Source organism: Salmonella sp. SAL04157, assembly GCF_046551635.1.
In the GTDB taxonomy this organism is placed as follows: domain Bacteria; phylum Pseudomonadota; class Gammaproteobacteria; order Enterobacterales; family Enterobacteriaceae; genus Salmonella; species Salmonella enterica.
On the sequence record NZ_JBGDVS010000006.1, the window covers coordinates 324305 to 345193 of the forward strand.

At 55.1% G+C, this 20889-nt stretch carries 23 protein-coding genes and 2 pseudogenes; 14 read left to right on the top strand and 11 right to left on the bottom strand.

Features of this window, described 5'->3' with window-relative positions; translation table 11 throughout:
* Positions 1-34 precede the first annotated feature (34 nt).
* Complete coding sequence (locus ACLJRE_RS15665; RefSeq protein WP_001138913.1) at positions 35-526, bottom strand: YajQ family cyclic di-GMP-binding protein; 492 nt, start codon at positions 524-526, stop codon at positions 35-37.
* 125 nt (positions 527-651) lie between these two features.
* On the opposite strand from ACLJRE_RS15665, the gene panE reads away from it, so the two are divergent.
* Complete coding sequence (panE, locus tag ACLJRE_RS15670; protein ID WP_000705816.1) at positions 652-1563, top strand: 2-dehydropantoate 2-reductase; 912 nt, start codon at positions 652-654, stop codon at positions 1561-1563.
* Positions 1526-2116 carry a protein deglycase YajL gene (yajL, locus tag ACLJRE_RS15675; RefSeq protein ID WP_001527209.1) on the top strand — a complete coding sequence of 197 codons (591 nt, stop codon included), beginning with the start codon at positions 1526-1528 and terminating at the stop codon, positions 2114-2116. Before panE ends, yajL begins: the two co-directional genes overlap by 38 nt.
* 8 nt (positions 2117-2124) lie before the next feature.
* On the opposite strand, the pseudogene ACLJRE_RS15680 reads toward yajL, so the two are convergent.
* The 3 genes and pseudogenes from ACLJRE_RS15680 to phnW all read right to left on the bottom strand — a co-directional run.
* Positions 2125-2207: pseudogene (locus ACLJRE_RS15680) on the bottom strand (hypothetical protein); the annotation flags it as partial.
* 5 nt (positions 2208-2212) lie between these two features.
* Positions 2213-3022: a phosphonoacetaldehyde hydrolase gene (gene phnX / locus ACLJRE_RS15685; RefSeq protein ID WP_001527428.1), complete on the bottom strand. Its 810-nt coding sequence runs from the start codon at positions 3020-3022 to the stop codon at positions 2213-2215.
* A 9-nt stretch (positions 3023-3031) separates the two neighbouring features.
* The gene (gene phnW, locus ACLJRE_RS15690) at positions 3032-4135 is read right to left on the bottom strand and encodes a 2-aminoethylphosphonate--pyruvate transaminase (RefSeq protein WP_001527479.1); all 1104 of its coding nucleotides are present in this window, start codon (positions 4133-4135) and stop codon (positions 3032-3034) included.
* Between the two features lie 139 nt (positions 4136-4274).
* Between phnW and phnR the strand changes: the two genes are divergently transcribed.
* The 5 genes from phnR (at position 4275) to phnV (ending at position 8983) form a co-directional block, all read left to right on the top strand.
* The gene (gene phnR, locus ACLJRE_RS15695) at positions 4275-4994 is read left to right on the top strand and encodes a phosphonate utilization transcriptional regulator PhnR (RefSeq protein WP_023212897.1); all 720 of its coding nucleotides are present in this window, start codon (positions 4275-4277) and stop codon (positions 4992-4994) included.
* 197 nt (positions 4995-5191) lie between these two features.
* Positions 5192-6205: a 2-aminoethylphosphonate ABC transporter substrate-binding protein gene (gene phnS, locus ACLJRE_RS15700; protein WP_001527485.1), complete on the top strand. Its 1014-nt coding sequence runs from the start codon at positions 5192-5194 to the stop codon at positions 6203-6205.
* Between the two features lie 5 nt (positions 6206-6210).
* Entirely contained in the window at positions 6211-7320 is a 1110-nt protein-coding gene (gene phnT, locus ACLJRE_RS15705; RefSeq protein ID WP_023212896.1) for a 2-aminoethylphosphonate ABC transport system ATP-binding subunit PhnT, read from the top strand.
* A 2-nt stretch (positions 7321-7322) separates the two neighbouring features.
* Positions 7323-8183 carry a 2-aminoethylphosphonate ABC transporter permease subunit gene (phnU, locus tag ACLJRE_RS15710; protein WP_001527315.1) on the top strand — a complete coding sequence of 287 codons (861 nt, stop codon included), beginning with the start codon at positions 7323-7325 and terminating at the stop codon, positions 8181-8183.
* 2 nt (positions 8184-8185) lie between these two features.
* Positions 8186-8983 (top strand): 2-aminoethylphosphonate ABC transport system, membrane component PhnV, encoded by a 798-nt coding sequence (gene phnV / locus ACLJRE_RS15715; RefSeq protein WP_000909790.1) that lies wholly within the window; start codon positions 8186-8188, stop codon positions 8981-8983.
* 43 nt (positions 8984-9026) lie between these two features.
* Here phnV and thiI read toward each other — a convergent pair whose 3' ends face one another.
* Positions 9027-10475, bottom strand: coding sequence for a tRNA uracil 4-sulfurtransferase ThiI (gene thiI / locus ACLJRE_RS15720; protein ID WP_000668648.1), 1449 nt, complete (start codon positions 10473-10475; stop codon positions 9027-9029).
* Positions 10476-10684: 209 nt separating this feature from the next.
* Here thiI and xseB point away from each other — a divergent pair, with 209 nt between their 5' ends.
* From xseB to ACLJRE_RS15745, 5 genes and pseudogenes are all read left to right on the top strand, one after another.
* A complete protein-coding gene (gene xseB, locus ACLJRE_RS15725) occupies positions 10685-10927 on the top strand; it encodes an exodeoxyribonuclease VII small subunit (protein ID WP_001124944.1) in 243 nt (80 codons plus the stop codon).
* Complete coding sequence (gene ispA, locus ACLJRE_RS15730) at positions 10928-11827, top strand: (2E,6E)-farnesyl diphosphate synthase (protein ID WP_000348074.1); 900 nt, start codon at positions 10928-10930, stop codon at positions 11825-11827.
* 23 nt (positions 11828-11850) lie between these two features.
* A complete protein-coding gene (dxs, locus tag ACLJRE_RS15735) occupies positions 11851-13713 on the top strand; it encodes a 1-deoxy-D-xylulose-5-phosphate synthase (protein ID WP_000006768.1) in 1863 nt (620 codons plus the stop codon).
* A 56-nt stretch (positions 13714-13769) separates the two neighbouring features.
* Positions 13770-14744 (top strand): aldo/keto reductase, encoded by a 975-nt coding sequence (locus tag ACLJRE_RS15740; protein ID WP_023212895.1) that lies wholly within the window; start codon positions 13770-13772, stop codon positions 14742-14744.
* A gap of 7 nt (positions 14745-14751) precedes the next feature.
* A pseudogene (locus ACLJRE_RS15745) lies at positions 14752-14843 on the top strand (hypothetical protein); the annotation flags it as partial.
* A gap of 4 nt (positions 14844-14847) precedes the next feature.
* On the opposite strand, the gene pgpA reads toward ACLJRE_RS15745, so the two are convergent.
* From pgpA to nrdR, 6 genes are all read right to left on the bottom strand, one after another.
* Entirely contained in the window at positions 14848-15363 is a 516-nt protein-coding gene (gene pgpA / locus ACLJRE_RS15750) for a phosphatidylglycerophosphatase A (protein WP_000154063.1), read from the bottom strand.
* Positions 15341-16318: a thiamine-phosphate kinase gene (gene thiL, locus ACLJRE_RS15755; RefSeq protein ID WP_023212894.1), complete on the bottom strand. Its 978-nt coding sequence runs from the start codon at positions 16316-16318 to the stop codon at positions 15341-15343. Before thiL ends, pgpA begins: the two co-directional genes overlap by 23 nt.
* 78 nt (positions 16319-16396) lie before the next feature.
* On the bottom strand, positions 16397-16816 hold the full coding sequence (gene nusB / locus ACLJRE_RS15760) for a transcription antitermination factor NusB (RefSeq protein WP_000801129.1): 420 nt from the start codon (positions 16814-16816) through the stop codon (positions 16397-16399).
* A 20-nt stretch (positions 16817-16836) separates the two neighbouring features.
* On the bottom strand, positions 16837-17307 hold the full coding sequence (ribE, locus tag ACLJRE_RS15765) for a 6,7-dimethyl-8-ribityllumazine synthase (protein ID WP_001021370.1): 471 nt from the start codon (positions 17305-17307) through the stop codon (positions 16837-16839).
* 88 nt (positions 17308-17395) lie between these two features.
* Positions 17396-18499, bottom strand: a complete 1104-nt coding sequence (ribD, locus tag ACLJRE_RS15770) for a bifunctional diaminohydroxyphosphoribosylaminopyrimidine deaminase/5-amino-6-(5-phosphoribosylamino)uracil reductase RibD (protein ID WP_023212893.1) — start codon at positions 18497-18499, stop codon at positions 17396-17398.
* 3 nt (positions 18500-18502) lie between these two features.
* On the bottom strand, positions 18503-18952 hold the full coding sequence (nrdR, locus tag ACLJRE_RS15775; RefSeq protein ID WP_000543533.1) for a transcriptional regulator NrdR: 450 nt from the start codon (positions 18950-18952) through the stop codon (positions 18503-18505).
* Positions 18953-19103: 151 nt separating this feature from the next.
* On the opposite strand from nrdR, the gene ACLJRE_RS15780 reads away from it, so the two are divergent.
* Both ACLJRE_RS15780 and ACLJRE_RS15785 read left to right on the top strand, forming a co-directional pair.
* Positions 19104-19643 (top strand): DUF3251 domain-containing protein, encoded by a 540-nt coding sequence (locus tag ACLJRE_RS15780; RefSeq protein ID WP_000198486.1) that lies wholly within the window; start codon positions 19104-19106, stop codon positions 19641-19643.
* 299 nt (positions 19644-19942) lie between these two features.
* Positions 19943-20806 carry a nucleoside-specific channel-forming protein Tsx gene (locus ACLJRE_RS15785; RefSeq protein WP_000752021.1) on the top strand — a complete coding sequence of 288 codons (864 nt, stop codon included), beginning with the start codon at positions 19943-19945 and terminating at the stop codon, positions 20804-20806.
* Positions 20807-20889 lie beyond the last annotated feature (83 nt).

Consider the following 20889-nt stretch of genomic DNA (forward strand, 5'->3'; position numbering starts at 1 on the left):
CGGATGGCGACGAGGCTCTATCCGGCATAACAACTTAATCGCGGAAGTTTTTGAACTGGAACGGCTGGCCCAAATCGCCGCCGCGAACCAGCGCCATTACCGATTGCAGATCGTCACGTGATTTGCCCGTCACGCGAATCTCTTCCCCCTGAATTTGCGCCTGCACCTTCAGTTTGCTGTCTTTAATCAGCTTGACGATTTTCTTCTGCACGGCGCTTTCAATGCCCTGCTTCAGCTTCGCTTCCACATACCAGGTTTTACCGCTATGCACGAACTCGTCCGGTACATCCAGCGAAGCGCCTTCAATACCGCGTTTAAGCAGCTTGGCGCGCAGAATATCGAGCAACTGATTGACCTGGAAATCGGACTCGCTCAGCACCTTGATGGTTTTATTGGCATCGTTCAGTTCAATAGTCGCCTCTACGCCACGAAAGTCAAAACGAGACTCAACCTCGCGAACCGCGTTATCCACGCCGTTACGCGCTTCCTGCAGATCAACTTCAGAAACAATATCGAAAGATGGCATCTTTTCTTCTCCCTTCATTTTCGTTGCGTTGCATAATACCTGCAACGAGGCTTAACGAGAAGCTTAGCTGATGACGCTATAATTAGCGCCATAACACCTGGCGCTGTTGCAGGTGAGGAGGAACAATGAAAATTACTGTACTGGGATGCGGAGCCTTAGGACAACTTTGGCTTTCGGCACTGTGCAAACACGGACATGACGTACAGGGCTGGCTACGGGTGCCACAACCTTATTGCAGCGTAAATCTGATCGATACCGATGGTTCCTTTTTCAACGAATCACTGACGGCAAACGATCCGGATTTTTTGGCGAAGAGCGAACTGTTGTTAGTCACGCTGAAAGCGTGGCAGGTTTCCGACGCAGTACGAACCCTGGCGTCAACCCTACCGGTGACGTCGCCTATTCTGCTCATTCATAATGGAATGGGAACCATAGAAGAACTGCAAAATATCCAACAGCCGATGTTGATGGGGACTATCACCCATGCTGCGCGCCGCGACGGTAATATCATTATTCATGTCGCTAACGGTACTACGCATATTGGCCCGGCGCGCGAGCAAGACGGCGATTACAGTTATCTCGCCGATATCCTGCAGGGGGTACTGCCCGATGTCGCCTGGCATAACAATATCCGCGCAGAGATGTGGCGCAAACTGGCGGTCAACTGTGTTATCAACCCGCTCACCGCGCTTTGGAACTGCCCGAACGGCGAGCTGCGCCATCATACTGATGAAATCAACGCGATTTGCGAAGAGGTCGCCGCCGTGATTGAACGTGAAGGCTACCACACATCGGCAGACGATTTACGCTATTATGTTGAGCAAGTGATTGACAGTACGGCAGAAAACATCTCATCCATGTTGCAGGACGTGCGCGCCATGCGCCATACCGAAATTGACTACATCACCGGTTATTTACTCAAGCGCGCCCGCGTGCACGGTCTCGCCGTTCCGGAAAATAGCCGCCTGTTTGAAATGGTAAAGCGAAAGGAGAGTGAGTATGAGCGCTCAGGCACTGGTATGCCTCGCCCCTGGTAGTGAAGAGACCGAAGCGGTCACTACTATCGATCTGCTGGTTCGCGGCGGAATTAAGGTCACTACTGCAAGCGTCGCCAGCGATGGCGGCCTGACGATTGTCTGCTCGCGCGGTGTAAAGCTACTGGCGGATGCGCCGCTGGTTGAAGTTGCCGACGGCGATTATGACATCATCGTGTTGCCCGGCGGAATTAAAGGCGCCGAGTGCTTTCGCGACAGCCCGCTGCTGGTCGAAACCGTAAAGCAGTTTCACCGCTCCGGGCGCATTGTCGCAGCCATTTGCGCCACAGCCGCTACAGTGCTCGTGCCGCACGATATCTTCCCTATCGGCAATATGACCGGTTTTCCAGCGCTGAAAGATAAGATCCCCGCCGAACAGTGGCAGGATAAGCGTGTGGTGTGGGATGCGCGGGTAAAATTATTAACCAGCCAGGGACCGGGTACCGCTATCGATTTTGGTTTGAAAATCATCGACCTGTTGGTTGGTCGTGAAAAAGCGCATGAAGTGGCTTCGCAACTAGTGATGGCGGCGGGGATTTATAACTACTACGAGTAAGAATGATTGCCGGATGGCGGCGTAAATACCTTATCCGGCCTACAAAACGGTACAGTCTGTAGGCCGAATAAGCGGCAGCGCCATCCGGCAGTTATTTTACGGGCGTTCGCCCTGCGCCAGACGCGCATTAATATGCGCAATCACCCCAGGTAAATCCGCCAGTGAATCCACCACGTAATGCGCGCCGGCGGCATACAGCTTGCTGGCCGCGTGCTCGCGGCGGGTCGCAACGTCCTCTTGCGACATTGTCTGATAGGCGTCCCATGTTGCGCCGAATTCGTTACCCGATACCGCCAGCCCCACCGTCCACATCCCCGCGTTAAGCCCCTCGCTAATGCCCGGCGCGGCATCATCTACCTTCACGCAGTGCGCGACCGCATCAATGCCCAGCGCAATCACGTTTTGCAGCGCCATCCACGGCCCCGGGCGACCACCCGCGGCCAGGTCGTCCGTTGCCACCCAATGATCCGGACGATAACCATGCTCAGCGGCGGCGGGGACCAGGCGCTCCATCACCGCTCGTGGGTAACCGGAGCAGGAGCCTATCTTAATGCCCTCGGCTCTTAGCGCCGCGATCGTGTCGATAACTCCGGCAATAGGAGAAGAAAAATCGACAACTTTAGCAATCTGTAGCGGCATGAAGGCGGCATAGATGGCATCAATATCTGCTGCACTCATGGAGCGGCCAAACTTTGCCTGCCAGCGCGCGTCAACAGCAGGTAATTTTCCCAGCGCTTCAATGTGTTGCCATTTACCCAGCCCCATTGGCACGCGTGCTTCGGCGAGGGTGATCTCCACATCAAATGCCTGACGGAACGCCTCGACGAAAATTTGCGTCGGCGCGAAGGAGCCAAAATCGACGGTGGTGCCCGCCCAGTCGAGAATAACAGCGTGAATACGGTTCATCATGGTTCCTTATTTCGTCCAGTACATGGCGGTACGAATGGCGGTCAGCAGGGCAGTGATATCGGCGGCATATACTTCACCAATGTTGCCGATGCGAAAGCAGTCGCTTTGCGACACTTTGCCTGGATAGATAACAAAGCCCTGCTCTTTGAGGCGGCGATAAAATTCGCTAAAGCGATACTGCGGGTCTTCCGGTGAATAAAAGGCGGTGATAATGGGCGAATGAAGTTCGTCATCCAGCAGCGTGTTAAAGCCCAGCGCCCGCATTCCGGCCACCAGGCTGCGCTGATTTTGCTGATAGCGTTGATGACGTGCCGCCACGCCACCTTCTTCCGCCAGCTCTTTCAACGCCTGGGCAAACGCCAGGACGGTATGAGTGGGCGAAGTAAAACGCCATTTGCCGTGGTTATCCTCCATGCAGCGCCACTGGGCGTAGAGATCTAACGACAGCGAGCGGGAACGCCCTTTGCACGCGGCCAGTTTTTGCTCGCGGGCAATCACGAAGGCAAAACCCGGCACGCCCTGAATGCATTTATTGGCGGAGCTGATCAGATAATCGATGTGTAATGCTGCAATATCCATGGGGATGCCGCCGAAGCTGCTCATGGCGTCAACGATGTAGGTTTTGCCATAGCGATGCGCCAGAGCGCCCACCTCATCAATGGGGTTGAGCATCCCGGTGGTCGTTTCGCTATGCACCATGGCGATATGGCTGATCGTCGGGTCGGCGTTGAGGATCGCGTCGATCGCCTGTACGTCCGGGCGCACAACTTCGCCGCAGTCGTAAGCGTGATGGGCGATACCCATAAGGCCGGCCATCTCGACCATTCGTGCGCCGTATGCACCGTTGCTGACGATCAGCACCTTATCCTGCGGCCCCAATGCGCTGCCCAGTACGGCTTCCACAGCATAGCTGCCGCTGCCTTGCAGCAGTACGGAGGTGTAGCCTTCGGAGGCCGTTGCCAGTGCGGTCAACTGCTGGCGGATCTGTTCTACCACGCCGATATTGTAATCATCATCCCAGGTACAGCTATCGAACAACATCGCTTCTTTCACGGTGCGAGAGGTGGTGAGCGGGCCAGGAGTCAGCAGCAGATAGTTACGCGAAGTCATGTTATTTACCTTTGGTCTATACCAGATTGCATTTATCATGACGATCTTTGCCGCGACGGGTCAAAGAGAAAATCGCGCTGCAACAAAAAATTCATCTCTGCTTGTATAATGGCGGCAGGCAAAACGGAAGCGAGTAAGCATGAAATCTATCCCGGGCGATATCCCGCAGTACCTGTTGATCAAGGCGCAGCTTCAGGCGCGTATTCAGAGCGGTGCGTTGAAAAGCGGTGATAAACTGCCGTCTGAACGCGAACTGTGCGCGATCTTCAACACCACGCGCATTACTATCCGCGAAAGTCTGGCGCAGCTGGAGTCCAGTGGGCTTATCTGGCGCGCCGATCGTCGCGGTTGGTTCGTTACGCCGGAACGCCTGTGGCTGGATCCGACCCAGAACACCAACTTCCATAAGCTTTGTCGCGAGCAGGGGCGGGAGCCAAAAACCGCGCTACTGAGCGGCGTGTTAACCACCGTGCCTGTCGAGGTTATGGAGCCCCTCCAGCTCCAGCCGTTTGATCAAATCTATCTGCTGACCCGTCTGCGTTACGCCGATGGCCGCGCCGTGTGCTACTGCGAAAACCATTGTTTGCCCGCCCGCGTGCCTGAGCTGCTGCAGTACGATCTCAACGGCAGCCTGACCGAGGTATACGAGTCGCACTACAACCTCACCTATACCAGCATGCATCTGTCGTTCTACCCCACCGCCATGCCTGCGCAGGCCGCACAGGCGCTGGGAGTTATGGAAGGACGCCCGGCGCTGTTGCTGCGCCGTCTGAACTACGATCAACACGGGCGAGTGCTGGATCTGGATATCGAATACTGGCGTCACGACAGCCTGCGCATTGAGGTAGATACCCACTAGCGGGTGCGCCGGATGTTGGCTGCGGGCCTTATCCGGCCTACCAATCGTATCGTCTCACGGCTATCCGGATAAGCGCAGCATCATCCAGCGTGGACTGATTTATTTCTTTTTCATCGTTTTGTCACATAAGCCGTTTAGCGTAAAAAGCAAACCTGGTATAGGCCAGAAAATGCAATGTACGCTATGAGGCTATTACGATGAAACTTTCCCGACTTGCTCTGCTGTCTGTCTTCGCTCTCGCCAGCGCCCCGTCATGGGCGGAATCAGTGGTCACAGTGTACTCCATCGACGGGCTGCACGATGGCGATAACAGCTGGTACCAGGTGCAGTTTGACGCATTCACTAAAGCGACCGGCATTACCGTACGCTATGTTGAAGGCGGTGGTGGCGTGGTAGTGGAACGTCTGGCAAAAGAGCGTACGAATCCGCAAGCCGACGTGCTGGTAACCGCGCCGCCATTCATTCAGCGCGCCGCCGCCGAAAAGCTGCTGGCGAACTTTAACACCGACGCCGCATCGGCTATCCCCGATGCCAACAACCTTTATTCGCCGCTGGTAAAGAATTATCTGAGCTTTATCTACAACAGCAAGCTGCTGAAAACTGCCCCGGCGAGCTGGCAGGATCTGCTTGACGGTAAATTCAAAAATAAACTCCAGTATTCCACGCCAGGCCAGGCCGCTGACGGCACGGCGGTAATGCTGCAGGCTTTCCACAGCTTCGGCAGTAAAGATGCCGGTTTTGCGTATCTCGGCAAGCTGCAGGCCAATAACGTCGGGCCATCTGCCTCTACCGGCAAGCTAACCGCGCTGGTTAATAAAGGTGAAATCTACGTCGCTAACGGCGACCTGCAAATGAACCTCGCGCAGATGGAACGTAACCCGAACGTGAAAATCTTCTGGCCGGCCAACGACAAAGGCGAGCGCAGCGCGCTGGCCATCCCTTATGTCATTGGCCTGGTCCAGGGGGCGCCGCAGAGTGAAAATGGTAAAAAGCTGATTAACTTCCTGCTGAGTAAAGAAGCGCAGACTCGCGTCAGCGAACTCTCCTGGGGAATGCCGGTACGCAGCGACGTGACGCCGAGCGACGAACATTATAAGGCCGCCACTGCCGCGTTAGAAGGCGTGCAGATCTGGCAGCCCAATTGGGATGACGTAGCCGTTTCGCTGTCGGCAGATATTAGCCGTTGGCACAAAGTGACCGAAAGCGAGTAAGCCTGATGCTGATGAAAACGACCGCCGTTCACGCCCCTGCATCGCAGGGGACATCGGGGATAGTCCTCGACTCGCTGCGCGTTGCGTATCACGGCAACGTGGTGCTTAAACCGCTCTCTTTGACGATTGAACCTGGCGAAGTGCTGGCGCTGATTGGCCCATCAGGATCTGGAAAAACGACGGTGCTGCGTGCGGTTGCGGGCTTTGTGCAACCTGCAGGCGGTCGTATTCTGATTGGCGATACGGACGTCACCCATCTGCCACCCTATAAACGCGGGTTGGCGATGGTGGTGCAGAACTACGCCTTGTTCCCGCATCTGAAAGTGGAAGACAACGTCGCTTTTGGTCTGCGTGCGCAGAAGCAGCCAAAGGCGCTAATTAATGAGCGTGTCACGCAGGCGCTGAAAACGGTTGGCATGAGTGATTACGCCACCCGTTATCCGCATCAACTTTCCGGCGGCCAGCAGCAACGCGTGGCCATCGCCCGCGCGATTGCCGTGCGCCCGCGCGTGCTGTTGCTGGATGAACCACTGTCAGCGCTGGACGCACAGATTCGTCATAATATAGTGGAAGAAATCGCCCGTCTTCACCGTGAGCTGCCGGAACTCACTATTCTCTACGTCACCCACGATCAAACGGAAGCGCTCACCCTGGCCGATAAAATCGGCATTATGAAGGATGGCTCGCTGATTGCTCACGGCGAAACCCGCGCGCTATATCAGCATCCGCCCAATCGTTTTGCCGCCGAATTCTTAGGCCGCGCCAATATTCTCTCCGCCATCGCGCTGGGGATAACGGAGGTTCCTGGGCTGGTGGACGTCAGCTGCGGCGGTGCGGTGATTCGCGCGTTCAGCCGGGGCAGCCACCACGGTTACAACAAACTGCTGTGCATTCGTCCTCAGCACCTCAGCCTGACGCCGCGTTCGGCCTACAGCAACCGCTTCAACGCCACACTGCAATCGGTGCACTGGCAGGGCGATTTAACCCATCTGTTGTGTGACGTTGCTGGCGAAACGGTGCGGATGGTGTTGACGCATGTCAATCCACTGCCGCGCGTGGGCGACAAGCTGGCGCTGTGGTTCGAACCGGATGATGCGGTCCTGATTGAGGTATAACCATGTCACTCATTTTACCACTGGAAAAACCGGCGCTTAACCTACGCCCGCTGCTGTGGCTGCTGCTCCCGTTGCTGGTGCTGGCGACGCTGTTTTTCTGGCCTCTGTCGCTCATCGTTGAACAGGCGCTACGCGGTGCCAATGGCGAGATCGGGCTCGAGACCTTCCGCCAGGTGGTCGACTCGAAACGCTTTGTCGGCGCGTTGCTGAACACGTTGCAAATCGCCTTTTTCGCCACCGCCGGTTGCTTGCTGCTGGGCAGCGTGATGTCGCTGATTCTGGTGTTTATTCCTTTCCCCGGCAGCGAGTGGATTGGTCGGGTCGTCGATACTTTTATTGCGCTGCCGACCTTCCTGATTACGCTGGCGTTCACCTTTATTTATGGGTCAGCGGGTCTGCTCAACGGTACGCTGATGAGCCTGTTTGCCTTTGAGCTACCGCCGGTAGATTTTCTCTACTCGATGCAGGGCGTCATTCTGGCGGAGATCACGGTGTTCACTCCGCTGGTGATGCGGCCACTGATGGCCGCGCTGCGGCAAATTGATAAAAGCCAGCTAGAGGCAGCCAGCATTCTGGGGGCGCACCCATTACGGGTGATTGGGCAGGTGATTTTCCCGGCGGCGCTACCGGCGCTGATGGCTGGTGGCAGCCTGTGCCTGCTGTTGACCACTAACGAGTTTGGCATCGTACTGTTTATTGGCGCGAAGGGAGTTAACACCCTGCCGATGATGGTTTACAGCAAAGCGATTCTGGAGTCCGACTATACGGTCGCCTGCATGATTGCGTTGATTAACATTGTCTTGTCGCTGGGGCTGTTCTCCCTCTATCGCCTGGCGGCATCGCGTACCAGCGTAAGGAGCTAGCCATGCTAATTTGGTCACCTAAAGGACGCGCAGCGGCGGGCGTTGTGGCTAGCGTACTGTTTATCGTGTTCTTTTTCCTGCCGCTGGCAGTGATTCTGATGTCCAGCCTTAGCCAGCAGTGGAACGGTATTCTGCCGAGTGGCTTCACACTGAACCACTTTGTTAACGCTCTGCACGGTGCGGCATGGGATGCCCTACTTGCCAGCCTCACGATTGGCTTTTGCGCCAGCCTGTTTGCGCTGCTTTGCGGCGTTTGGGCGGCGCTGGCGCTGCGTCAATATGGGGTGAAAACGCAGAAATGGTTAAGTATGGTGTTCTATCTGCCGAGTGCGATTCCGTCAGTGTCCGTGGGCCTGGGCATTCTGGTTGCTTTCAGCCAGGGGCCATTGCAAATGAACGGCACCCTATGGATTGTGCTGACAGCGCACTTTGTGCTGATTTCCGCCTTTACCTTCAGTAACGTGTCGACCGGACTGGCGCGAATTTCCGCCGATATTGAAAACGTCGCGTCGAGTCTGGGGGCATCGCCCTGGTATCGTCTGCGTCACGTGACGTTGCCGTTATTGATGCCGTGGATGATGTCAGCGCTGGCGCTGAGTTTATCGCTCTCCATGGGGGAGTTGGGCGCGACAATGATGATTTATCCGCCGGGCTGGACGACGCTACCGGTGGCTATCTTTAGCCTGACCGACCGTGGAAATATCGCCGACGGCGCGGCGCTGACCATTGTGCTGGTGGCCATTACGCTGCTGCTGATGATGAAGCTGGAGCGCATTGCAAAACGGTTGGGGCACAAATAAAACGGTAGGCCGGGTAGGACATAGCCGCCACCCGGCAAAGGAATTACGGACGATACACCTTCACATTGGCAAACCCCTGCTCGCGCAGATAGAGCGCCTGCAGGCGACTCATTACGCCGCGTTCGCACCATAGCAGCCAGGTTTTGCTCTGATCGAGGTCGCCAAATTTAGTACTCAGCTTGTAGAAAGGCAGCGAAACGACGTCGACGCCTTCCACTTTCAGCGGCTTGTCATCCTGCTCGTCGACAGAACGGATATCCAGAATCACATCGTTGGCGCCAAAACCGCTCACGGTTTCTACTTCCACCACCTCCTGCTGGGTCTGCTGGGCGATTTCACGAATATCGACGTTGTTCGCTTCTTCTACCACCTTATCGAGAATACTGAAGTCGAAATTTTCTTCTTCGGCTTCAATTTTCGCTTTAATGGCTTTCACCGTCGGACTTTTTGAAATCACGCCACAGTATTCCGGCATCGTACGGGCAAAATCTTCCGTACCAATCTGGCGCGCCAGGTTGATAATGTGCTCTTTATCGTAAGAGATCAGCGGGCGCAAGATCAGCGTGTCAGATACGTTATCGATCAAGCGCAAGTTGGTTAGCGTCTGGCTGGATACCTGGCCCAGCGCTTCGCCGGTCACCAGTGCCTGTACGCCGTAACGTTCCGCCACTTTCGACGCCGCGCGTACCATCATACGTTTGAGCACCACGCCCATCTGGCCGTCGTCAACTTTCTCCAGAATCTCGCCGACCACCGGTTCGAAGTTAATCGCCACAAAACGCACGCGATGGGAGCTGCCAAAGCGGTTCCACAGGTAATGCGCCACCTGGCGAACGCCGATTTCATGCGCCGCGCCGCCGAGGTTAAAGAAGCAGTAGTGTACGCGGCAGCCGCGACGCATCAGCATATAGCTGGAGACGCCGGAGTCAAAACCGCCGGAGATCAGCGACAGCACATCTTCCTGGGTGCCAATCGGGAAACCGCCAATACCTTCATAACGCCCTTTGATCAGCAGCAGGCGATCATCTTCCACTTCCAGATGCACCGTCACATCCGGGTTAGTGAGCTTCACGCGCGCCGATTCAATATGCTGATTTAATCCGCCGCCGACATAGCGCTCCACCTCAATGGAGCTAAACTCATGCTTACCGCGACGTTTTACGCGCACGCAGAAGGTTTTGCCTTCAAGCTGCTCGCGATACTGCGCCAACGCTTTCTCGAAAATGTCGTGCATATCGGTGAACGGCACATCTTCGACTTCAAGAATATGGTGAATCCCCGGAATGCGGGTCAGCGCGTCGCGAATCGCCAGACGCTGGTTTTCATCTTTGGCGCGAACTTCAATGTTATCCCAGTGACGGACAACCGCGAGGGTCTCATCGTAGTGCTTTAAAACGTTACGGATGTTCCCGGTTAAAATTTTTATAAAGCGCAAACGCACAGATTGGCTTTTGATAGTGATTTCCGGGAACAATTTAATGATAAACTTCATGGCGGCAATGGTTCTTTAGCAAGCTATCTAAGGCTTGTCGTGGAGAAATAGTACAGCAGCCCATACCTACGGCTGCATCCAGGCGCGGAAGTATATCACTATCACGGACATCTTGCGCATTTCCCCTTACCATTGCGCGTTATTTGCTTATCAGTGTGAGTCCGTTACCATAGACTTGTGCTGCCATTACAGAGAGTCAAACAGTCATCATGCCGAAGAAAAATGAGGCGCCCGCCAGCTTTGAAACTGCGCTGAGCGAGCTGGAACATATTGTTACCCGCCTGGAAAGCGGCGATTTGCCGCTGGAAGACGCGCTGAATGAATTCGAGCGCGGCGTACAACTGGCGCGTCAGGGGCAGGCAAAACTGCAGCAGGCGGAACAGCGCGTGCAAATTTTGCTGTCTGATAATGAAGAGGCTTCACCTGAGCCTTTTATCGCGGATAATGAGTAAATGGACTTTACGCAGCAGCTACAGGCTTGCGTAACGCAAGCGAATCAGGCGCTGAGCCGTTTTATCGCGCCACTGCCCTTTCAGAACACTCCCGTGGTCGAAGCCATGCAGTATGGCGCATTATTAGGCGGTAAACGCCTGCGGCCATTTCTGGTTTACGCCACCGGTCAAATGTTTGGCGTCAGTACGGCAACGCTGGATGCGCCAGCTGCGGCGGTCGAATGCATTCATGCCTATTCGCTGATCCATGACGACCTGCCAGCAATGGACGATGACGATTTGCGTCGCGGCCTGCCGACTTGCCATATTAAATTTGGCGAAGCCAACGCAATCCTGGCAGGAGACGCGTTGCAAACGCTGGCGTTTGCCATTATCAGCGACGCGCCGATGCCGGAAGTCGCCGATCGCGATCGTATCGCGATGATCGCCGAACTGGCGAACGCCAGCGGCATCGCCGGTATGTGCGGCGGTCAGGCATTGGATCTGGCGGCAGAAGGCCAGCGGATCACTCTGGACGCGCTGGAACGCATTCATCGCCATAAGACCGGCGCGCTCATTCGCGCCGCCGTTAGACTTGGCGCGTTGAGCGCGGGCGATAAAGGACGGAATACTCTGCCGATACTTGACCGCTATGCAGAGAGTATCGGCCTTGCCTTCCAGGTTCAGGATGACATTCTGGATGTGGTGGGCGATACTGCAACGTTAGGTAAACGTCAGGGCGCAGACCAGCAGCTTGGCAAAAGTACCTACCCTGCACTTCTGGGTCTTGAGCAAGCCCGGAATAAAGCCCGGGACCTGATAGAGGACGCCCGTCAGTCGTTACATCAGCTGGCCGCGCAATCACTGGACACCTCGGCACTGGAAGCGCTAGCGAACTACATAATCCAGCGTGATAAATAAACCCCATATCCAATGAGCTTGCGATGAGTTTTGATATAGCCAAATACCCTACCCTGGCATTGGTCGACTCCACCCAGGAGTTACGACTGTTACCGAAAGAGATTCTGCCGAAACTCTGCGACGAGCTACGCCGCTACTTACTCGACAGCGTAAGCCGTTCCAGCGGGCACTTCGCTTCCGGGCTGGGCACGGTAGAACTTACCGTGGCGCTGCATTATGTCTACAACACCCCGTTTGACCAGCTAATCTGGGATGTTGGACACCAGGCTTATCCACATAAAATCCTTACCGGTCGTCGCGACAAAATCGGCACCATTCGTCAGAAAGGCGGTCTGCACCCGTTCCCGTGGCGCGGAGAAAGCGAATACGATGTGCTGAGCGTTGGGCATTCCTCCACTTCCATCAGCGCCGGTATCGGCATTGCCGTGGCGGCGGAGAAAGAAGGCAAAGATCGCCGCACCGTCTGTGTGATCGGCGACGGCGCCATCACCGCCGGTATGGCGTTTGAAGCAATGAATCACGCAGGCGATATCCGGCCCGACATGCTGGTCATTCTGAACGACAATGAAATGTCGATTTCGGAAAACGTCGGCGCGCTCAACAACCATCTGGCGCAGCTACTTTCCGGTAAGCTTTACTCTTCTCTGCGCGAAGGCGGAAAAAAGGTCTTCTCCGGCGTACCGCCAATTAAAGAACTGCTCAAGCGTACCGAAGAACATATTAAAGGCATGGTTGTGCCGGGAACACTGTTCGAAGAGCTGGGCTTTAACTACATCGGGCCGGTCGATGGTCACGATGTCATGGGGCTTATCAGCACATTGAAGAACATGCGCGACCTGAAAGGCCCGCAGTTCCTGCATATCATGACCAAGAAAGGCCGCGGCTATGAGCCCGCGGAAAAAGATCCGATCACTTTCCATGCGGTGCCTAAATTTGATCCTTCCAGCGGATGTTTGCCGAAAAGCAGCGGCGGTCTGCCCGGTTATTCAAAAATCTTCGGTGACTGGCTGTGTGAAACCGCCGCCAAAGACAGCAAACTGATGGCGATCACCCCGGCAATGCGCGAAGGTTCCGGCATGGTGGAATTTTCACGTAAATTCCCGGATCGCTATTTTGACGTCGCCATCGCCGAGCAGCATGCCGTCACCTTCGCCGCAGGCCTGGCGATTGGCGGCTATAAGCCCGTCGTGGCGATCTACTCTACTTTCCTGCAACGCGCCTACGATCAGGTTATCCATGACGTCGCTATCCAGAAACTGCCGGTCATGTTCGCCATCGATCGCGCCGGTATCGTTGGCGCGGATGGGCAAACGCACCAGGGCGCGTTCGATCTCTCCTATCTGCGCTGCATCCCGGATATGGTGATCATGACGCCAAGCGACGAAAACGAATGTCGCCAGATGTTATTTACCGGGTATCACTATAACGACGGCCCGACGGCAGTACGTTATCCACGCGGTAATGCGCAGGGCGTGGCGCTAACCCCGCTGGAAAAACTGCCTATTGGTAAAGGCCTTGTAAAGCGTCATGGCGAAAAACTGGCGATTCTGAACTTTGGCACCTTAATGCCTGAGGCGGCGAAAGTCGCCGAAGCGCTGAACGCCACGCTGGTCGACATGCGCTTTGTTAAGCCGCTGGACGACACGTTAATTCTGGAGATGGCCGCGCAGCATGACGCGCTGGTGACGCTGGAAGAAAACGCCATTATGGGCGGCGCTGGCAGCGGCGTAAACGAAGTGCTAATGGCCCATCGTAAACCTGTACCTGTGCTGAATATCGGTCTTCCGGATTTCTTTATCCCGCAAGGAACGCAGGAAGAAGCCCGCGCGGAACTGGGGCTCGACGCCGCAGGCATTGAAGCCAAAATCAAGGCCTGGCTGGCATAATCCCCTCTTTGCTCCTGCTATGCTTGAAGAGTGACGGGTATAACAGGAGCGGAGTCATGCAATACAACACGTTAGGAAATACAGATCTTCGGGTGTCCCGCCTTTGTCTGGGCTGCATGACATTCGGCGAGCCGAGTCGCGGCAATCACGCCTGGACGCTTCCCGAAGAGAGCAGCCGTCCCATCATCAAGCGCGCCCTTGAGGGCGGCATTAACTTTTTTGATACCGCCAACAGCTACTCCGACGGCAGCAGCGAAGAGATTGTCGGTCGCGCGCTGCGTGATTTCGCCCGGCGCGACGAGGTGGTGGTAGCGACGAAAGTCTTCCATCGCGTCGGCGATCTGCCGGAAGGATTGTCCCGCGCGCAAATCCTGCGCTCTATTGACGATAGCCTCACCCGTCTGGGAATGGAGTATGTCGATATCCTGCAAATCCACCGCTGGGATTACACCACGCCGATAGAAGAAACTCTGGAAGCGCTAAACGACGTGGTGAAGGCGGGTAAAGCCCGCTATATCGGCGCTTCCTCAATGCACGCCTCACAATTTGCCCAGGCGCTGGCGCTACAAAAACAACACGGCTGGGCGCCGTTTGTCACAATGCAGGATCACTATAACCTGATCTACCGCGAGGAAGAGCGAGAGATGCTACCGCTGTGCTGGCAGGAAGGCGTCGCCGTGATTCCGTGGAGTCCGCTGGCGCGCGGACGCTTAACTCGCCCCTGGGGAGAAACCACGGCCCGCCAGGTCTCGGATGACGTGGGTAAAAATTTATACGCTGAAAGCGATAAAAATGATGCGCAAATAGCGGAACGGCTGGCTGGCGTCAGCGAGGCGCTTGGCGCAACGCGAGCGCAGGTTGCGCTGGCCTGGCTACTCAGTAAACGAGGCGTCGCCGCGCCGATTATCGGCACTTCGCGTGAAGAGCAGTTAGATGAGTTGCTGAATGCCGTTGATTTAACGCTCAAACCGGAGCAGATTGCCGAACTCGAAACGCCGTACAAACAGCATCCGGTGGTGGGATTTAAATAATGTGCCATTGCCCGATGGCGCGGCGCTTATCGGGCCTGCGAAATCGACATATTGTTCGGGGGTAGGCCGGATAAGGCATTTACGCCGCCATCCGGCAAACCCTTTAAATAATACCGAGCGGCCAGTGATGACCGATAAAATACAGTATGCCGGCGGATATCACCCCGGCGACGATATCATCGATCATAATCCCCATGCCGCCGTGCACGTTGCGATCAAACCAACGGATCGGCCAGGGTTTCCACATATCCAGAATGCGGAAAATAACGAACCCGGCAGCCACCCACTGCCAGTCCGTCGTCGGCAACGCCATCAGCGTTATCCACATACCGATAAATTCATCCCAGACAATACTGCCGTGGTCGTGTACGCCCATATCTTTCGCCGTCTGATGGCAAAGATAAACGCCAATGCAGATCCCAAACATCACGACCAGCGAATAAAGCTGCCACGGCAGAAACGTCATCAAATACCAGAAGGGGATCGCCGCCAGCGAGCCCATCGTGCCCGGCACCACGGGGCTCAGCCCGCTGCCAAAGCCGGTAGCGAGCAGGTGCCACGGATTGCGCAAATTCAGGCGGCTTTTCGCAACATCTTTATGGCGTGGCAAAATGGTCATATCCTTTCCAGTCAAAGGTGACAGGCATTCCGTCACGTACAAAATTCAGCCCTTCAATATCTGCGCTCATTTGACCTACGCAGGTAAAGGGAACACCCAGTTGACCAATGGCGACATCCAGCGCGCCACGGTTCAGTTCCGGCACCGTAAAGCACAGCTCATAGTCTTCGCCGCCGGAAAGCGCCCAACGCAGCGCCTGCCCGTCATCAACATGGCGCATCATCGCATCGGATTTTGGCAGCGCATCAACATCTACTCTTGCCCCACAGCCGCTGGCCTTGACGATATGCCCCAGATCGGAAATCAAACCATCGGAAAGATCGATAGCCGCGCTGGCGATATCACGCAGCGCCTGGCCGTGTAAAATACGCGGCGTCGGGCGTAAATGCCGTTGAATTAAATAGTGAGCGTCTGTCTCCTCCGACACCTGTAGCCGGTTTTGCAAAACCGCCAGCCCGGCAGCGCTGTCGCCCGGCGTACCGGTGATATAAATCCAGTCGCCCGGCTTCGCGCCAGATCGCTTGAGTGCGCGCCCTGCCGGGATATAACCGTGGATACCCAGCGTCATCGACAGCGGTCCACGCGTGGTGTCCCCGCCAATCAGCTGCATATCGTAGTAATTCAATAGCGCAAACAGACTGTCGCTAAAAGCCTCCAGCCACGGCTCATCCACTTCCGGCAACGTTAACGCCAGCGTTAACCAGGCCGGGTCGGCCCCCATCGCGGCCAGATCGCTTAAATTCACCGCCAACGCTTTATAAGCCAGATCGGCAGGATCGATATCAGGGAGGAAGTGGTTGCCCGCCACCAGCGTATCGGTACTGATCGCCAGGGTCTGCTTTTCAGGAATATTCAGGAGCGCACAATCGTCGCCAATACCGGTTTCAACATCAAGACGAGAGCTTCTTACACGGTCAAAATAACGGGCAATCAGGGAAAACTCGCCACATGCCATACGTTATGCCTCAGCAGAAAAAAAGAAAAGGCCGGAGACGGCGGGTATCCATCGCCCGCTATCTTTCCGGCCTGTGAATCACTTTTTGTTGGGACGAATCACCGGAGCTGCTTTATCCAGTACGCCGTTGACGAATTTGTGGCTGTCTTCAGCGCCAAAGGTTTTCGCCAGTTCAATCGCTTCGTTGATGGCCACTTTATAAGGCACATCGCTGCGTTTTGACAGCTCAAACAACGCAATACGCAGCACGGCTTTTTCAACCTGTCCCAGCTCTTCAAGCAGGCGGGACAGATACGGTTTCATTAAACCATCCAGGTACGCGCTGTTAGTCGCCACCCCGGATAGCAGTTCACGGAAATAGAGAACGTCGACGTCTTTTACGTCCTGTTCCGCCAGGAACTGGTATTCAACATCAGCGATGTCGTTCTGGGACAACTGCCAGGAGTAAAGCGCCTGGACGGCACACTCACGGGCGCGGCGACGAGCAGCAGGTTTCACGGAATTCCCCTTACAAAAAATCAGGCCTTAATGGCTTTCAATACATTAATCATTTCAAGCGCGGTCAGCGCAGCTTCTGCGCCTTTATTACCGGCTTTTGTACCAGCACGTTCGATGGCTTGTTCAATACTCTCGGTGGTCAGAACACCAAAGGCTACCGGCACGCCACTGTCCTGGGCAACGCTTGCCAGGCCATTGCTGGCGCCGCCTGCCACATATTCAAAGTGCGCAGTCCCCCCGCGAATCACGGTTCCCAGCGCAACCACGGCGTCATATTTACCGCTTTTCGCCAGCGCATCGGTCGCCAGCGGCAGTTCATAGGCGCCAGGCACCCACACTACGGTAATATTATCATCTTTTACCTGACCAATACGCGTCAGGGCATCAACCGCGCCATCCAGCAGGCTGTCGTTGATAAACTGATTGAAACGCGCAATAGTGATGGCGACGCGAGCGTCAGGGGCTGCAACGTTAGCTTTAATAATGTTCATATTCTCTCTTCCAGGGTTCATTTGGCCCCGCAGGGGGGCGGATTTTATCATAATAATTTGAGCGCTGCTCCCCTTTCGACGGGAGAACTCATACGCTCACCATATGCAGGCAAACATCCGGGCCGACATGTCGTATTTCGCTGAAGGTAAATTGCGGCGCGTCGGCGAGCTTCTCAAGCCCTGGCAATTCGCATAATCCCCGCGCCTGGGTTCCCAACAATTTAGGCGCGACATAGACAATCAGTTCATCCACCAGCCCGGCTTGCAGCAACGCGCCCGCCAGTCCCGGTCCGGCTTCAACCCATATGCTATTAATCTGCTGCCTGCCTAACTGCATCATCAGCACAACCAGATCCAAATGTCCGTTGTGCGCTGGTACGCTGATAGTACGAACCGAATCGGGCCACGTGCGGCTATCTTCCTGGGTACGCGCAATCCACGTTTCGCCAGGCTGCTGCACAATACGATGCGCAGGCGTTACCCGGTTTTGGCTGTCGATAACAATTCGCACCGGCTGGCGCAGATTTTCCTGCGGGTAAGACGCCTGCGTAGAGGCGTCTAACTCCGCCCAACGCACCGTCAAGGCCGGATCGTCAGCCAATACCGTCGCGCTACTGGTTAAGATAGCGTGGCTTTGCGCACGCAAGCGCTGAACGTCGCGCCGGGCCTGCGGCGAGGTGATCCACTGGCTTTCGCCGCTGGCCATCGCCGTCCGTCCATCCACGGAGGCGCCCAGTTTAAGCTGAAGATAAGGGAATCCGGTACGCATCCGCTTGAGGAAGCCTTTATTGAGCGCCTCCGCTTCACTCATCATTAACCCGTGGCTGACCGCAATACCCGCCTGTTGCAGACGATACAGTCCGCGCCCGGCGACCTGTGGGTTCGGGTCCTGCATCGCGGCGACCACGCGCGCGACGCCGGCCGCAATCAGCGCATCGCAACATGGCGGCGTTCGCCCATGATGGCTACAGGGTTCAAGCGTGACATAGGCGGTTGCGCCTTTGGCTTTTGCGCCCGCCATCCGCAGCGCATGAACCTCGGCGTGCGGCTCTCCGGCGCGATGGTGATAACCTTCGCCGACGATGTCGCCATTGTTAACAATGACACAGCCGACATTAGGGTTCGGGTGAGTGGTGAAACGTCCACGCTGCGCCAGTTTGAGCGCTCGCGCCATGTAAAACTCATCCTGCATGGCTTAGTCCTGTAGGCGAGCGATTTCTTCGCCAAAGTCTTTGATATCTTCGAAACTGCGATAGACGGAGGCAAAGCGAATATACGCGACTTTATCGAGTTTTTTCAGCTGCTCCATGACCAGGTTGCCAATCATCTTGCTGGGAACTTCACGCTCCCCAGTGGCACGTAATTGTGACTTAATATGGTTCAATGCCATTTCAACATCATCTGCGCTGACGGGTCTTTTTTCCAGCGCTCTCAACATGCCGCTACGCAGCTTATCCTCATTAAAGGGTTCGCGCACATCGTTACTTTTTATCACGCGCGGCATGACCAGTTCAGCCACTTCAAAGGTCGTAAAGCGTTCATTACACACCAGACACTGCCGACGGCGGCGCACGGACGAGCCCTCGCCTACAAGACGAGAGTCAATGACTTTGGTATCTACGGCGAAACAAAATGGGCAATGCATACGGCGTCCTGACCAGATGATTTAGAAAACACTATTTTACCCTGAACTGGCGCGACAACAAAGGCGGAGCGCTTTTGAGATAAAGGATCGGTGCCTTTGTGCGTATAGCGCACTACCATTACGCTATCGGACCACGAAGGAAATGATCGACATGACAAGACGTTACCTAAGAATTCTCCTGGTGGGAAGTCTCTTGAGCCTGACCGCCTGCGCGCCGCAGAGCGAAGTTCGCCAGATGCATCAAAGCATTAGCACCCTGAATAAAGAGATGACCCAACTGAATCAGGAAACGGTAAAAATTACCCAACAAAATAAGCTGAATGCGGAGTCAACCCGCGGCGTCTATTTGTTGCCTGGCGCCAATACGCCTGCCCGGCTGGAGAGTCAGATCGGTACGCTACGTATGACATTGCTGGAGATTACGCCTGTCGCAGACGGCGCTCACGCAACGTTACGCATTCAGGGCGAGTCCCGCGATCCGCTGCCGGCATTCAGCGCTACCGTAGAGTACGGGCAAATTCAGGGCACTACGGAGAACTATCAGGAGGTGAATGCACAGAGCCTTCTGGTAAATGCCCCTGCCAGCTTGCTGGCGCCCAGTGATGTCAATATTTCGTTACCGTTGAAGGGGATCACTCCGGCGCAGTTAGGCTTCATTCGCATCCATGATATTCAGCCTGTTAATCAATAAACGTTCTGGCGGAGCGTTTTGTGCGTTCCGCAACATCCCCCGCGCGACTTTTGTTGCCCTACTGACATTTTCGTCATTTATGACATAGATTGGTAATATTCATGAAAGACAGTACTGTCGCCGCACCTAAAATGCGCAAACGTGAACGCAATCGATTACGTAAATGATAGATATGTGAAACAAGACATATTTTTGTGAGCAATGATTTTTATAATAGGCTCCGCAGAAACACGAAATATTTAGAAACGCAAATTGCGTTCTTTTCACTCCCGTAAGGGATTTCAAACAGTGGCATACATATGAAAAAAACTTTACTCGCAGTCAGCGCAGCGCTGGCGCTCACCTCATCTTTTACTGCTAACGCAGCAGAAAATGATCAGCCGCAGTATTTGTCCGACTGGTGGCACCAGAGCGTAAACGTGGTAGGCAGCTACCATACCCGTTTCTCGCCGAAATTGAACAACGACGTCTATCTGGAATATGAAGCATTTGCCAAAAAAGACTGGTTTGATTTCTACGGCTATATCGATATTCCCAAAACCTTTGATTGGGGTAACGGCAACGATAAAGGTATCTGGTCCGACGGTTCTCCGCTGTTCATGGAAATCGAACCGCGTTTCTCGATTGATAAGCTGACCGGCGCAGACCTGAGCTTCGGCCCGTTTAAAGAGTGGTATTTCGCCAACAACTACATCTACGATATGGGCGATAACAAAGCCAGCCGCCAGAGCACGTGGTATATGGGTCTGGGGACCGATATCGACACCGGCCTGCCGATGGGCCTGTCGCTGAACGTGTATGCGAAATATCAGTGGCAAAACTACGGCGCGTCCAATGAAAACGAATGGGACGGCTACCGTTTCAAAGTAAAATACTTCGTCCCCATCACCGATCTGTGGGGCGGTAAACTGAGCTATATCGGCTTTACCAACTTTGACTGGGGATCTGATTTAGGCGACGATCCGAACCGTACCAGCAACTCCATCGCTTCCAGCCATATCCTGGCGCTGAACTACGATCACTGGCACTACTCGGTCGTTGCACGTTACTTCCATAACGGCGGACAGTGGCAGAATGGCGCAAAACTGAACTGGGGCGACGGCGATTTCAGCGCGAAATCTACCGGCTGGGGCGGCTACCTGGTCGTGGGTTACAACTTCTAAACCTGCAATAAATATCCTCCGGCATAGCCGGAGGTTTTTCTGATGCGCCTGTAAGGCTCTCTTACCAGCCGCGCCCTAACAGG

Bases quoted from the DNA above. Each gene is read 5' to 3' on its own strand.
- thiL (WP_023212894.1), bottom strand. From the start codon at position 16,318: ATGGCATGTGGCGAGTTTTCCCTGATTGCCCGTTATTTTGACCGTGTA.
- phnU (WP_001527315.1), top strand. From the start codon at position 7,323: ATGTCACTCATTTTACCACTGGAAAAACCGGCGCTTAACCTACGCCCG.
- ACLJRE_RS15785 (WP_000752021.1), top strand. From the start codon at position 19,943: ATGAAAAAAACTTTACTCGCAGTCAGCGCAGCGCTGGCGCTCACCTCA.
- phnV (WP_000909790.1), top strand. From the start codon at position 8,186: ATGCTAATTTGGTCACCTAAAGGACGCGCAGCGGCGGGCGTTGTGGCT.
- ribD (WP_023212893.1), bottom strand. From the start codon at position 18,499: ATGCAGGATGAGTTTTACATGGCGCGAGCGCTCAAACTGGCGCAGCGT.
- phnW (WP_001527479.1), bottom strand. From the start codon at position 4,135: ATGACTTCGCGTAACTATCTGCTGCTGACTCCTGGCCCGCTCACCACC.
- nrdR (WP_000543533.1), bottom strand. From the start codon at position 18,952: ATGCATTGCCCATTTTGTTTCGCCGTAGATACCAAAGTCATTGACTCT.
- ACLJRE_RS15780 (WP_000198486.1), top strand. From the start codon at position 19,104: ATGACAAGACGTTACCTAAGAATTCTCCTGGTGGGAAGTCTCTTGAGC.
- dxs (WP_000006768.1), top strand. From the start codon at position 11,851: ATGAGTTTTGATATAGCCAAATACCCTACCCTGGCATTGGTCGACTCC.
- phnX (WP_001527428.1), bottom strand. From the start codon at position 3,022: ATGAACCGTATTCACGCTGTTATTCTCGACTGGGCGGGCACCACCGTC.
- ribE (WP_001021370.1), bottom strand. From the start codon at position 17,307: ATGAACATTATTAAAGCTAACGTTGCAGCCCCTGACGCTCGCGTCGCC.
- ACLJRE_RS15740 (WP_023212895.1), top strand. From the start codon at position 13,770: ATGCAATACAACACGTTAGGAAATACAGATCTTCGGGTGTCCCGCCTT.
- phnS (WP_001527485.1), top strand. From the start codon at position 5,192: ATGAAACTTTCCCGACTTGCTCTGCTGTCTGTCTTCGCTCTCGCCAGC.
- thiI (WP_000668648.1), bottom strand. From the start codon at position 10,475: ATGAAGTTTATCATTAAATTGTTCCCGGAAATCACTATCAAAAGCCAA.
- yajL (WP_001527209.1), top strand. From the start codon at position 1,526: ATGAGCGCTCAGGCACTGGTATGCCTCGCCCCTGGTAGTGAAGAGACC.
- ispA (WP_000348074.1), top strand. From the start codon at position 10,928: ATGGACTTTACGCAGCAGCTACAGGCTTGCGTAACGCAAGCGAATCAG.
- panE (WP_000705816.1), top strand. From the start codon at position 652: ATGAAAATTACTGTACTGGGATGCGGAGCCTTAGGACAACTTTGGCTT.
- phnR (WP_023212897.1), top strand. From the start codon at position 4,275: ATGAAATCTATCCCGGGCGATATCCCGCAGTACCTGTTGATCAAGGCG.
- ACLJRE_RS15665 (WP_001138913.1), bottom strand. From the start codon at position 526: ATGCCATCTTTCGATATTGTTTCTGAAGTTGATCTGCAGGAAGCGCGT.
- pgpA (WP_000154063.1), bottom strand. From the start codon at position 15,363: ATGACCATTTTGCCACGCCATAAAGATGTTGCGAAAAGCCGCCTGAAT.
- xseB (WP_001124944.1), top strand. From the start codon at position 10,685: ATGCCGAAGAAAAATGAGGCGCCCGCCAGCTTTGAAACTGCGCTGAGC.
- phnT (WP_023212896.1), top strand. From the start codon at position 6,211: ATGCTGATGAAAACGACCGCCGTTCACGCCCCTGCATCGCAGGGGACA.